This window comes from Alterinioella nitratireducens (assembly GCF_013155465.1).
Classification (GTDB): Bacteria; Pseudomonadota; Alphaproteobacteria; order Rhodobacterales; family Rhodobacteraceae; genus Alterinioella; species Alterinioella nitratireducens.
The window spans coordinates 64,606-77,398 of the sequence record NZ_JABJVX010000004.1 but is presented as its reverse complement, the minus strand read 5'-3'; the positions used below and the strand labels follow the sequence as shown (position 1 = coordinate 77,398).

Here is a 12,793-nt window from a genome sequence, read left to right as displayed (position 1 = left end):
GAGGGACAGGCAACATGGCCGTACTCGTCGACGAAAACACCAAGGTTATCTGCCAGGGCTTCACCGGCAGCCAGGGCACCTTCCATTCCGAGCAGGCGATCGCCTATGGCACCAAGATGGTCGGCGGCGTGACCCCCGGCAAGGGCGGGCAGACGCATCTGGACCTGCCGGTTTTCAACTCGGTGCATGAGGCGCGCGCGACAACCGGGGCGAATGCCAGTGTCATCTATGTGCCGCCACCCTTTGCCGCCGACAGCATCCTTGAGGCCATCGACGCCGAGATGGAGCTCATTTGCTGCATCACCGAAGGCATCCCGGTGCTGGACATGATGCGGGTCAAGCGCGCGCTGGAGGGCTCCAAGTCGCGTCTGGTCGGCCCCAACTGCCCCGGCATCATCACGCCCGACGCCTGCAAGATCGGCATCATGCCGGGCCATATCCACAAGCGCGGGTCGGTGGGTGTCGTCAGCCGCTCCGGCACGCTGACCTATGAGGCGGTCAAGCAGACCTCGGATATCGGCCTGGGCCAGTCCACCGCCGTGGGCATCGGCGGCGACCCGATCAAGGGGACCGAGCATATCGACGTGCTGGAGATGTTCCTGGCAGATGACGAGACCCAGTCGATCATCATGATCGGCGAGATCGGCGGCAATGCCGAGGAAGACGCGGCGCAATTCCTGGCCGACGAGAGGAAGAAGGGCCGCTGGAAGCCAACCGCCGGTTTCATCGCGGGCCGCACCGCCCCTCCGGGCCGCCGCATGGGTCATGCCGGTGCCATCGTCGCCGGCGGCAAGGGCGGCGCCGACGACAAGATCGAAGCCATGCGCGCCGCCGGGATCGTGGTGGCCGACAGCCCCGCGACGCTTGGAGAGGCGGTGCTTGAGGCGATTGGGTGATACCATGTTGATTTCGCACCGATACCAATTCGTTTATATGAAGACGTTCAAAACAGCGAGTACGGCCGCGGAGAACGCCCTTGTTCCTTTTTGCCTTGCGCCTGGAACCGACCCAACAATTAGGCCGCTCCCACGTGAAACTGAGCATGGAATAATCTCGACAGGCGGAAATCACGGCGACGATTGCTGGGGGGGGCCACACGCACCGGTGAAACGCATCCGTGCGGCACTCGGAGAAGAGCTCTTTGATCGGTATTCGAAAATTGCAATGGTGCGGAATCCCTTCGACAAGACAGTATCCGCGTTTTTCTGGCGGTCGAAAGGACATGATGTGGTTTTGGACATCAGTGGATTGAGCCGCTCACAACTTGTGTCCAAATTCCGAGAGTTCGTCCAAACAACCGGCGGCGACATCCGAACCCGGCCAGGTTTCCATGTAGACTACGAGGCAACTCATTTGGGCAATCAGCAGGTGATTGACCACTGGGTTCGCTCTGAGTTCCTCGAGGACGATATGCGAAGAGTCTGCGCTAGCTGTAGTATGGAGCCCATGGAACTTCGTGTCGGAAAATCAAAAACGGCTTCGCGCAGTGGAGATCGCATGCCGATTGCGGACTGGTATGATCGCTCGACCGCAGATATCGTTCGCAATGAGCTTGGCTGGATGTTCGCTGCGGGCGGCTACTCGCTAGATCCTGACGATGCCTCAAGAGTTCTCAGCACGTGACGCAAACCGGTGGAGATTTGGTAAATTCCAAGGGTTCGCCTTGTCCGCGGTGTGCCCATCCTGTCGAAAGCCATTTCATTTTGTCGCGGGTTCGCCTCTACCTCGCTCCACACATTTGCCCCTAACCCGGCCCCAATAGATACGGTCCCAACCCACATGAGGTCCCCCCCATGACCGACCAATCCCCCAACGACGCCTTCCAGGCCTCCAGCTTCATGCAGGGCCATAATGCCGAATATCTGGAGCAGCTCTACGCCCAGTACGCGCGCGATCCCGCCGCCGTGGACCAGGCCTGGGTGGAGTTCTTCAAATCGCTCGGCGATGGCGAGGCGCAGGTCAAGGCCGAGGCCGCCGGCCCGTCCTGGGCGCGCGCCGACTGGCCGCCGATGCCGGGAGACGACCTGACCCATGCCCTGACCGGGGAATGGCCCGACACGGCGTCCGCCGAGGCAAAGGCGGCGGCCAAGAAGATCGCCGACAAGGCGTCCGAAAAGGGCGTTTCGGTCTCGGATGAGGCGGTGCGCCGCGCGGTTCTGGACAGCTTGCGCGCGCTGATGCTGATCCGGGCCTACCGCATCCGGGGGCATCTGGTGGCCGATCTGGACCCGCTTGGCATGCGCGCCCACACGCCGCATCCCGAGCTGGACCCGGCGAGCTACGGCTTTGTCGATTCCGACATGGACCGGCCCATCTTCATCGACCAGGTGCTTGGGCTCGATGTCGCCTCGATGCGGCAGATCCTGGAGATCGTGAAGCGGACCTATTGCGGCACCTTCGCGCTGCAATACATGCACATCTCAAACCCCGAGGAGGCCGGCTGGCTGAAGGAGCGGATCGAAGGTTTCGACAAGGAGATCAAATTCACCCGCGAGGGGCGCAAGGCGATCCTGAACAAGCTGGTCGAGGCCGAGGGCTTCGAGAAATTCCTGCATGTGAAATACATGGGCACCAAGCGCTTCGGCCTCGATGGCGGCGAGGCACTGATCCCGGCGATGGAGCAGATCATCAAGCGCGGCGGCGCCCTGGGCGTCAAGGACATCGTCATCGGGATGCCGCATCGGGGGCGTCTTTCGGTGCTGGCCAACGTGATGGCCAAACCCTACCGCGCGATCTTCAACGAGTTTCAGGGCGGCAGCTTCAAGCCCGAGGACGTGGATGGCTCGGGCGATGTGAAATATCACCTCGGCGCGTCCTCGGACCGCAGTTTCGACGGCAATTCGGTTCATCTCAGCCTGACCGCGAACCCCAGCCACCTTGAGGCGGTGAACCCCGTCGTCCTGGGCAAGGTGCGCGCCAAGCAGGATCAGCAGAACGACTCGGACCGGACCGCGGTTCTGGGCATCTTGCTGCATGGCGACGCGGCCTTTGCGGGGCAAGGCGTGGTGGCCGAGGGCTTCGGCCTGTCCGGTCTGCGCGGCCACCGCACCGGCGGCACGATGCATATCGTCGTCAACAACCAGATCGGCTTTACCACCGCGCCGCATTTCAGCCGCTCCAGCCCCTACCCCACCGATATCGCGCTGATGGTCGAGGCGCCGATCTTCCACGTCAATGGCGACGACCCCGAGGCCGTGGTCCACGCCGCCCGCGTCGCCACCGAGTTCCGCCAGAAATTCCACAAGGACGTGGTGCTGGACATCTTCTGCTACCGCCGGTTCGGTCATAACGAGGGCGATGAGCCCATGTTCACCAACCCGATCATGTACAAGAAGATCAAGAAACAGAAGACCACCCTTCAGATCTACACCGACCGGCTGGTCAATGACGGGCTGATCCCCGAGGGCGAGATCGAGGATATGAAGGCCGCCTTCCAGAGCCATCTGAACGATGAGTTCGAGGCCGGAAAAAGCTACAAGCCCAACAAGGCCGACTGGCTGGACGGGCGCTGGAGCCACCTGGACCGCGAGGGCGAGGAATATGAGCGCGGCCAGACCGCGATCAAGCCCGAGACCTTCGAGGAGGTCGGAAAGGCGCTGGTCACAGCCCCGGACGGCTTCGCCCTGCACAAGACGGTCGGGCGGCTTCTGGACGCCAAGAAGGAGATGTTCGACAGCGGCAAGGGCTTTGACTGGGCCACCGCCGAGGCGCTTGCCTTCGGCAGCCTCCTGACCGAGGGCTACCCGGTGCGCCTGTCGGGTCAGGACAGCAGCCGCGGCACCTTCAGCCAGCGTCATTCCGCGCTGGTCAGCCAGGAGACCGAGGACCGCTACTACCCGCTCAACAACATCCGCGAGGGGCAGGCGCAATACGAGGTCATCGACTCGATGCTGTCGGAATATGCCGTGCTCGGGTTCGAATACGGCTACAGTCTAGCCGAACCCAACGCGCTGGTCGCCTGGGAGGCGCAGTTCGGCGATTTCGCCAATGGCGCGCAGATCATGTTCGACCAGTTCATTTCCTCGGGCGAACGCAAATGGCTGCGCATGTCGGGCCTCGTGATGCTGCTGCCGCATGGCTATGAGGGCCAGGGGCCGGAACACTCCTCGGCCCGGCTGGAGCGCTGGTTGCAGATGTGCGCCGAAGATAACTGGATCGTCGCCAACTGCACGACGCCCGCCAACTACTTCCACATCCTGCGCCGCCAGATCCACCGCGATTTCCGCAAGCCGCTGGTCCTGATGACGCCGAAATCGCTGCTGCGTCACAAGCTGGCGATCAGCGATGCCGACGATTTCACCACCGGGTCCAGCTTTCACCGGGTGCTGTGGGATGACGCCCAGAAGGGCCATTCCGACACCGAACTGGTGGCGGATGACCAGATCAAGCGCGTCGTCATGTGCTCGGGCAAGGTCTATTACGACCTGCTGGAAGAACGCGACAAGCGCGGGATCACGGATGTCTACCTGCTGCGGCTGGAGCAATTCTACCCGTTCCCGGCGCTGGCCCTGGTCAAGGAGTTGGAGCGCTTCAAGGGCGCCGAGATGGTCTGGTGCCAGGAAGAGCCCAAGAACCAGGGCCCGTGGAGCTTTGTCGAACCCAATATCGAATGGGTATTGAGCCGGATCGGCGCCGATCACACGCGCCCGCGCTATGCCGGGCGTCACGCCGCCGCGTCGCCCGCGACCGGCCTCGCCTCCATGCACAAAGAACAGCAAGCCGCACTCGTCAACGATGCGCTCACGATCGAAGGGAAGTAATCCATGTCCGTAGAAGTCCGCGTGCCCACCCTGGGCGAAAGTGTCACCGAGGCGACCATCGCAACCTGGTTCAAGAAACCGGGTGACTCTGTCGCCGTAGACGAAATGCTCTGCGAGCTGGAGACCGACAAGGTGACGGTCGAAGTGCCCTCGCCCGCCGCCGGAACGCTGGCCGAGATCGTGGCCGAGGAAGGCGAGACCGTCGGCGTCGACGCGCTGCTGGCGACGCTGGATGCCGGTGACGGGGCCTCTGACGGCGGGTCCAAAGACGATGCCGAGGAGAAGCCCAAGGCGAAACCGGATGCCGATGAGACCCCCGCGAAGGGAGGCAACGGCTCCACCGATGTGATGGTGCCGACATTGGGCGAAAGTGTCACCGAAGCGACGGTGGCCACCTGGTTCAAGCAGGTCGGCGATGCCGTCAGCCAGGACGAGATGCTGTGCGAGTTGGAGACCGACAAGGTCTCGGTCGAGGTGCCCGCGCCCTGCGGCGGCGTGTTGACGGAAATCGTCGCCCCCGAGGGCACCACGGTCGATGCCAAGGCCAAGCTCGCGGTGATCTCGGGCAGCGCGGATGGCACGGTCGAACCCGGCCCCCGCCCCGACGCGTCGGAAGAAAAGGCCCAGGCCAGCAGCGGCAAGGACGTGGAAGACGCCCCCGCCGCCAAGAAGATCATGGCCGAAAAGGGCATCGACGCGGCCAGCGTCAAGGGCTCGGGCCGCGATGGCCGGGTGATGAAAGAGGATGTGGTGAAGGCCGCCGCAGGCTCCGCCCCCGCCAAGACGGAAAGCCCCGCCCAAGCCCCGCGTGCGCCCGATGCCGCCGAGGACGCCGACCGCATCGAACGCGTCAAGATGACCCGCCTGCGCCAGACCATTGCCCGCCGCCTCAAGGACGCCCAGAACACCGCCGCGATCCTGACCACCTACAATGAGGTGGACATGACCGAGGTGATGGCGCTCCGCAACACCTACAAGGAGGCGTTCGAGAAGAAGCACGGCGTGCGCATGGGCTTCATGTCCTTCTTCACCAAGGCCTGCTGCCACGCGCTGAAAGAGGTGCCAGAGGTCAATGCCGAGATCGACGGCAATGAAATCGTCTATAAGAACTTCGTGCATATGGGCGTCGCCGCCGGCACGCCGCAGGGCCTTGTCGTGCCGGTCATCCGCAATGCCGACCGGATGAGCTTTGCCGAGATCGAGAAGGCGATCGGCGAAAAGGGCCGACGCGCGCGGGATGGCAAGCTGTCCATGGCCGAGATGCAGGGCGGCACCTTCACCATCTCGAACGGGGGTGTCTACGGCTCGCTTATGTCCTCGCCCATCCTGAACCCGCCGCAATCGGGGATCCTGGGGATGCACAAGATCCAGGACCGCGCGATGGTCGTGGACGGCGAGATCGTGATCCGCCCGATGATGTATCTGGCGCTCAGCTACGATCACCGGATCGTTGACGGCAAGGGGGCGGTGACGTTCCTGGTGCGCGTCAAGGAAGCGCTGGAGGATCCGCGCCGGTTGCTGATGGATTTGTAAGCGGTCCAAGCGGAAGAATTTTGCCCAAAATTCTTCCGCCCTGAAAAATCTTCGGGAAGATTTTTCCCGCCCACGCGCCCGGTCCGTCACAGGACCGGGCGCTTTCATTTGCCAAATTTTGACCTCTCCTCCATACTGTCGCCAAAGCGGCAAAGACCGCAAACCCGAGCAGTCACCGAACGAGGCACGCGATGAGCAGTCGCTTTGGCACCCGAACCGTCCTGTCCTGCATGCGCAACGAGGGGCTCTTTCTGCTGGAATGGGTCGCCTTTTACGGCGCGCTCGGCTTCGACAACCTCGTCGTCATCACCAATGACTGCACCGATGGCACCGACCTGATGCTGGACCGGATGCAGGAAATGGGCCTCGTGACCCATCTGCGCAACAATGCCTATGGCGCGGAAAGCCCGCAGATCTTCGGGCTGCGCAAGGCGAAGGAGGAATTGCCCATCGTGGGTGAGGCCGACTGGCTTCTGCATATCGACAGCGACGAATTTCTGAACATCTTTCACGGCGATCATCAAATCGACGACCTGATCGAGGTCGCGCAAGGCTTCGACGCCTGCGCCATCGCCTGGCGGCCCTTCGGCGATAGCGGTCACAAGACCTGGCCCGGCGGCACGGTGCTGGAAAACTTCCTCCGCTGCGACAAGAAACCGTTCTGGAACAATGCCTTCCACAAGGCCCTGTTCAAGCCGCGCAAGTTCCAGGGCATCCATGTCCATATGCCGAAACACCCCCTGCGCCCCGACGCGCGCCAATGCAACGCCATGGGCGAGGAGATCGACGCCGCCGCGCTCTATACCGCCGCGCATGAACGCCATCGCGGCATGGACCGGGCCAAGCTGACCTGGGAAGGGGCCTGCCTGAACCATTACACGATCAAGTCCGAGGATCTGTTCCTGCTCAAGAACGACCGTGGCGACGGGGCCAACCAGGGCGGCACGAAACGCTACCTGAACTCCACCTTCCACCGCCGCTACAACACCAATCGCCGCTCCGACAGCTCGATCCTGCGGCACATGCCCGAGGTCAGCGAAAGGATGTCCGAAATGCGTGCCGATCCCCTGCTGGCGACGCTGGAACAGGCCGCGCAGATCTGGTGGGACAACCGCCGCGACCGCGTTCTGACGCCCGAGCGTATCGCCGAATGGACCCTGCCGGTCGAGGGCGCCGACACCCCCGCAAAGGCCGCCTGATGGAAAGCCGCCACGGGTCAAAGATCGTGCTCAGCTGCATGCGCAACGAGGGCATGTTCCTGCTGGAATGGATCGCCTATTACCGCGTGATCGGGTTCGAGAAGGCGGTCGTCGTCACCAACAATTGCACCGATGGCACCGACCTGATGCTGGATCGGCTGGAGCAGATGGGTTATGTCCGCCACCTGCGCAATGACTGGCGCGGGGCGGGACGGCCGCAGATGGAGAGCTTGCGCATCGCGCGTGAGGAGATCGACGATCTCGTGCTGGCCGAATGGTGCCTGCATGTCGATAGCGACGAATTTCTCAATGTCACTTGCGGCGACGGCCATGTCGATGACCTGCTGGACCTGATGCCGCCGACCGAGACGGTGGCCATCGCCTGGCGCCTCTTCGGCAACAATGGCCACAAGACCTGGCCCGGCGGGCTGGTGACCGAGAACTTCACCCGCGCCCGCGCCGAACCGGCCTGGAATTCCTGCCTGCACAAGGCCCTGTTCAAGGCGCGCAAGTTCAACACGATCTCGATCCACATGCCCAAGAACCCGACCCATCCGAAAGTGCGCAACCACAACACGCGTGGCAATGCCATCACCACGGATTCGATGTTCAAACCGGCCCATGAACGCCACCGCAAGATGGACCGGGCGGAACTGACCTGGGACAACGCCCAGATCAACCATTACGCCGTGCGCTCGGACGATACCTTCCTGATGAAGAACGACAGGGGCGCGGCGAATACGCTAGGCCTGGGCAAGTATTTCATGGACTCGATCTTCTACACCCGCTGCAACCGCAACGATGTCGAGGATGCGTCGATCCTGCGCATCCTGCCCGCGTTGAAGGAGGAGCTTGAGGAGTTGCGCGACGACATGATCCTCTACCATCTCGAACAGGCCGCGCTGCATTGGTTCCATGAGCGCCGCGATCGCATCCTGACCCCCGAGAAGATCGCCGAGTGGACGACCGACCCCGCCGATCTGCCACAAGCTGCCGAATGACCCAGGAACTGACCGCCCTGACCTTGGCCGCGCTGCTGCAAGTGGTGCAATTCGTCATCATGGCCGTGCCCGCGAACATCCAGCTTGGACCCGCCAAGACGACCGGCCCGCGCGACCAGCCGCTGGAATTGCACGGGCTGGCCGGGCGGCTGAAACGCGCGCAGGACAACCATTTCGAGGGGCTGATCCTGTTCTCCATCGCCGTCATGGTCATCACCGTCTCGGACCAGTCCAGCGCCGTGACCGTCACCAGCGCCTGGGCCTATCTGGTCGCGCGCATCCTCTATGTCCCGGCCTATGTGATCGCCGTCGGCATGTGGCGCTCGGCGATCTGGGGGCTGGGATTCCTGGCCACAATCGTGATGCTCTGCGCCGCCCTGGTCTGAGCCCGCCCATTTGTGATCACACAATTCGGCACGCGGAGAAACGCGCGCGAAAAACCGCCCCGATTTTGGCGCCGCTTTCCAATTCCGGTTGACCTCGCGTCGCGAACGGCCCAAACCTTGGGGAAATCGGCCCCGTGCCTCTGACAAGGAGACCCTGACATGGCAAGCTATGACGTGATCATCATCGGTTCCGGCCCCGGCGGCTATGTCTGCGCCATCCGCTGCGCGCAGCTGGGTCTGAAAACGGCGGTGGTCGAGGGGCGCGAGACGCTCGGCGGCACCTGCCTCAATATCGGCTGCATCCCCTCCAAGGCGCTGCTCCATGCCAGCCACATGCTGCACGAGGCCGAGCACAACTTCGCCAAGATGGGCCTCAAGGGCAAATCGCCGTCGGTCGACTGGCCCGCGATGCTGGAATACAAGGACGAGGTGATCGGCCAGAACACCAAGGGCATCGAATTCCTATTCAAGAAGAACAAGATCGACTGGCTGAAGGGCTGGGGCTCGATCCCCGAGGCGGGCAAGGTCAAGGTCGGCGACGACACGCACGAGGCCAGGAACATCATCATCGCCTCGGGGTCGGAGCCCTCATCGCTCCCCGGTGTCGAGGTCGATGAAAAGGTCGTGGTCACCTCCGAGGGCGCGCTGAGCCTGTCCAAGACGCCCAGGAAGATGGTGGTGATCGGCGCGGGTGTGATCGGGCTGGAGCTTGGCTCGGTCTATGCCCGCCTCGGGGCCGAGGTCACGGTGATCGAATATCTCGACGCCATCACACCGGGCATGGACGGCGAGGTCGCCAAGACCTTCCAGCGCATCCTCAAGAAACAGGGGATGAATTTCGTCATGGGCGCGGCGGTCTCCAGCGTCGAGGCGCTCAAGACCAAGGCCAAGGTGAACTACACCCTGCGCAAGAAGGAGAGCGAGCACCAGATCGACGCCGATGTCGTGCTGGTCGCGACGGGGCGCAAACCTTACGTCGACGGCCTCGGCCTCGACAAGCTCGGCGTCGAGATGACCGACCGTGGCCAGATCAAGACCGACGATACCTGGGCCACCAGCGTCAAGGGCATCTATGCCATCGGCGACGCCATCCCCGGCCCGATGCTGGCCCACAAGGCCGAGGATGAGGGCATGGCGGTGGCCGAAGTACTTGCGGGCAAGCATGGCCATGTGAATTACGGCGTCATTCCGGGCGTCATCTACACCACGCCCGAGGTCGCGACCGTCGGCAAGACCGAAGAGGCGCTGAAGGACGAAGGCCGCGCCTACAAGGTGGGCAAGTTCTCCTTCATGGGCAATGGCCGGGCCAAGGCCGTGTTCCAGGGCGAAGGCTTCGTCAAGATCCTGGCCGACAAGGAGACCGACCGTATCCTCGGCGCGCATATCATCGGCCCCTCGGCGGGCGATCTGATCCACGAGGTCTGCGTCGCTATGGAATTCGGGGCCAGCGCGCAGGACCTGGCGCTGACCTGCCACGCCCACCCCACCTATTCGGAGGCCGTGCGGGAAGCCGCGCTCGCGTGCGGCGATGGCGCCATCCACGCCTGAACCGCGCAGCATGCGCGTCACCTCCGCCTGGCGCGCGACCTACGTGCCGGCGCTTGCCGTCCGCGCGGGCGACAGCGTCACGCCCGGACGGATGGACGACGACTATCCCGGCTGGCAATGGGTCACGAATGCCAGCGGCCTCGGCGGCTGGATCCCGGCCAGCCTGCTCGAGGGGGGCCGCGTCGCGTCAGATTTCGACACGGCGGAACTGACGGTGCATCCCGGCATGATCGTCACAAGCCTCAAGACCCGCGCCGGCTGGCACTGGTGCCGCGACCGCACGGGCAACGAAGGCTGGCTCCCCGCCTCGCACCTTGCCCCGACCTGACCTTTCTTTGTTCCGGAAATATCCCGGGGGGTTTGGGGGGCTGGCCCCCCAATTCGTCGGATTGCGAAGCAATTCGATCCCCTACCCCGCCAAGAGCCGCAAGCCTTGCGTCACATCGGCCCGCACCGCCACGCGCAACCCCGGCTCGTCCCCCGCCTTCAACGCCGCCAGAATCAGCCGGTGGTGACGTGGCGGATCGGTCCGCCTGAGCCGCCCGTAAAGCGCACGCATCGTCGGGCCCATCTGCAACCAGACCGTTTCCGCCAGCGCCAGCATCGCCGGGGCCTGCGCGCGCAGGTAGAGGGTGCGGTGAAACTCCAGGTTGGCGCGGATATAGCCCACGGCATCGCGTTTCGCGACCGCCTCGGCCACGGTGGTGTTGATCGTATCCAGCCGATCCAGCAGTGCCAGATGCGCCCGCGGCAGCGCGCGCGCGGCCAGTTCCGGCTCCAGCAGCGCCCGGATCGCGGCCAGCTCCTCGATCCGGTCATTACTCAGTTCCGGCGTCCCGACCCGCCCCGACGAGGACAGAGACAGCGCCCCTTCGCTGACCAGCCGCCGCACCGCCTCGCGGGCGGGCGTCATCGAGACGCCAAACTCCTTGCCGATCCCGCGCAGCGTCAGCGCCTGGCCCGGTGCAATCTCGCCATGCATGATCCGGGTCCGCAAGGTGCGGAACACGCGGTCATGGGCGACACCGGCATCGGGCGGGCGGGGGTTCAACAGCATGAAATTACGTGATCACAAGCCGCCCCTCAGGGCAAGCTGTCAAAGCGCCAGGCCAGAAGCTCGGAGCCCTGCGCCTTCAACCACCCCCGCGGCGCGGCGTAGCCGGGGCAAAGCCGCGCGCAGGTGGCCCAGAAGGCGGGCGAATGGTCCATATGGGCCAGATGCGCGACCTCATGCGCGGCGACGTAATCCAAGACCTCGGGCGGCGCCATGATCAGCCGCCAACAGAACATCAGATCCCCGCGCGAGGAACAACTGCCCCAGCGCGACCGCGTATCGCGCAGCGTGATCTTGCCGTGGGACCGGCCAAGCGCTCGTGCATGAACCGCGCAGCGTGCCGCCAATTCCTCGCGCGCCATGCGTTTCAGGAGGGAGGTCAGCGCCACCGGCCCGCGTGGTCCCTCGGGCATGAACAGCACGCCATCGCGAAACCGTGCGGCGCGTCCGTGTGCGGCCTGCACCAGCCGTTCCACGCCCTGCACGGGAAAGCTGCCGCCGATCTCGGGCCGCCTGGGGCCCGGTGCATCCGACAGATGCTTGCGCACCCAACCGGCGCGATCGTGCAGGAAGGACAGCGCCTCGGCCTCGCGCGCGAAGGGCGGCATCGACAGGCTGACCGTCCCGCCCGAGCGCGAGACCCGCAAGGTGAACCGCCGCGCCCGCGGATTGCGCTTCAGCGCCACCTCGATCGGTGGATCTCCGTCCAGAATATGGGTTTTCCGCCCCATGCGCCCGCTTTCCTCATTGGCCCACCCCCGGCAGCCGAGGAAAGGCTTTGACAGCCCCGGAACATTGTGTCAGGTGACCGCATTCACTCGATAGCGATGATTGAAGGGGGTGTCATGCCCAAAGAAGAATGGGGCGTCAAACGGGTCTGCCCAACCACCGGCAAGCGGTTCTATGACCTGAACCAGTCGCCTGTCGTCAGCCCGTATACCGGCGAGGTCGTGAATATCGACACCGGCAAGGGGTCGCGCAGCCTGACCGCCGACAAGCCCGACAAATCCGCAACCAAGGCGAAGGCCAAGGATGGCGATGATGCCGCCGTGGTCGATGATGCGGATGCGATCCTGGAAGATGACGATGACGACATCGAACTGGATGACGATCTGCTCGAGGATGACGACGACGACGATACCGTCGCGCTGGACGATCTGGCCGATGTCGCCTCGGATGACGACGACAGCTGAGCGGGTCCGACTTGCGGAGAACGAGACGGGGCGGGCATCCATCATGCCCGCCTTTTTTCGTGCCGGATTGCCGGGGTAAAGGGCCGCGAATTTTTCCCTTGATCCTGTCCGCGCTCTCC

General features: G+C 64.0%; 12 protein-coding genes. 10 read left to right on the top strand and 2 right to left on the bottom strand.

Annotation, left to right across the window (positions count from 1 at the left end):
- The first annotated feature begins 14 nt into the window (after nucleotides 1-14).
- From sucD to HNS34_RS08015, 9 genes are all read left to right on the top strand, one after another.
- On the top strand, nucleotides 15-896 hold the full coding sequence (gene sucD / locus HNS34_RS08055; RefSeq protein WP_172319543.1) for a succinate--CoA ligase subunit alpha: 882 nt from the start codon (nucleotides 15-17) through the stop codon (nucleotides 894-896).
- 4 nt (nucleotides 897-900) lie between these two features.
- Nucleotides 901-1,623 carry a sulfotransferase family 2 domain-containing protein gene (locus tag HNS34_RS08050; protein ID WP_268879085.1) on the top strand — a complete coding sequence of 241 codons (723 nt, stop codon included), beginning with the start codon at nucleotides 901-903 and terminating at the stop codon, nucleotides 1,621-1,623.
- A 170-nt stretch (nucleotides 1,624-1,793) separates the two neighbouring features.
- Nucleotides 1,794-4,760, top strand: coding sequence for a 2-oxoglutarate dehydrogenase E1 component (locus HNS34_RS08045; RefSeq protein ID WP_172319541.1), 2,967 nt, complete (start codon nucleotides 1,794-1,796; stop codon nucleotides 4,758-4,760).
- 3 nt (nucleotides 4,761-4,763) lie between these two features.
- On the top strand, nucleotides 4,764-6,293 hold the full coding sequence (gene odhB, locus HNS34_RS08040) for a 2-oxoglutarate dehydrogenase complex dihydrolipoyllysine-residue succinyltransferase (RefSeq protein ID WP_172319540.1): 1,530 nt from the start codon (nucleotides 4,764-4,766) through the stop codon (nucleotides 6,291-6,293).
- A gap of 191 nt (nucleotides 6,294-6,484) precedes the next feature.
- Entirely contained in the window at nucleotides 6,485-7,492 is a 1,008-nt protein-coding gene (locus HNS34_RS08035) for a glycosyltransferase family 2 protein (protein ID WP_172319539.1), read from the top strand.
- The gene (locus HNS34_RS08030; protein WP_172319538.1) at nucleotides 7,492-8,493 is read left to right on the top strand and encodes a glycosyltransferase family 2 protein; all 1,002 of its coding nucleotides are present in this window, start codon (nucleotides 7,492-7,494) and stop codon (nucleotides 8,491-8,493) included. The genes HNS34_RS08035 and HNS34_RS08030 overlap by 1 nt, the downstream gene beginning before the upstream one ends.
- A complete protein-coding gene (locus HNS34_RS08025) occupies nucleotides 8,490-8,879 on the top strand; it encodes an MAPEG family protein (RefSeq protein ID WP_172319537.1) in 390 nt (129 codons plus the stop codon). The genes HNS34_RS08030 and HNS34_RS08025 overlap by 4 nt, the downstream gene beginning before the upstream one ends.
- Nucleotides 8,880-9,038: 159 nt before the next feature.
- Nucleotides 9,039-10,427, top strand: coding sequence for a dihydrolipoyl dehydrogenase (gene lpdA, locus HNS34_RS08020; RefSeq protein WP_172319536.1), 1,389 nt, complete (start codon nucleotides 9,039-9,041; stop codon nucleotides 10,425-10,427).
- A gap of 10 nt (nucleotides 10,428-10,437) precedes the next feature.
- Complete coding sequence (locus tag HNS34_RS08015; RefSeq protein ID WP_172319535.1) at nucleotides 10,438-10,755, top strand: SH3 domain-containing protein; 318 nt, start codon at nucleotides 10,438-10,440, stop codon at nucleotides 10,753-10,755.
- 81 nt (nucleotides 10,756-10,836) lie between these two features.
- Here HNS34_RS08015 and HNS34_RS08010 read toward each other — a convergent pair whose 3' ends face one another.
- Nucleotides 10,837-11,484, bottom strand: a complete 648-nt coding sequence (locus tag HNS34_RS08010) for a GntR family transcriptional regulator (RefSeq protein ID WP_172319534.1) — start codon at nucleotides 11,482-11,484, stop codon at nucleotides 10,837-10,839.
- 26 nt (nucleotides 11,485-11,510) lie between these two features.
- Nucleotides 11,511-12,212: a M48 family metallopeptidase gene (locus HNS34_RS08005; protein WP_172319533.1), complete on the bottom strand. Its 702-nt coding sequence runs from the start codon at nucleotides 12,210-12,212 to the stop codon at nucleotides 11,511-11,513.
- A 114-nt stretch (nucleotides 12,213-12,326) separates the two neighbouring features.
- Here HNS34_RS08005 and HNS34_RS08000 point away from each other — a divergent pair, with 114 nt between their 5' ends.
- A complete protein-coding gene (locus tag HNS34_RS08000) occupies nucleotides 12,327-12,674 on the top strand; it encodes a TIGR02300 family protein (RefSeq protein WP_172319532.1) in 348 nt (115 codons plus the stop codon).
- Nucleotides 12,675-12,793: the final 119 nt, after the last annotated feature.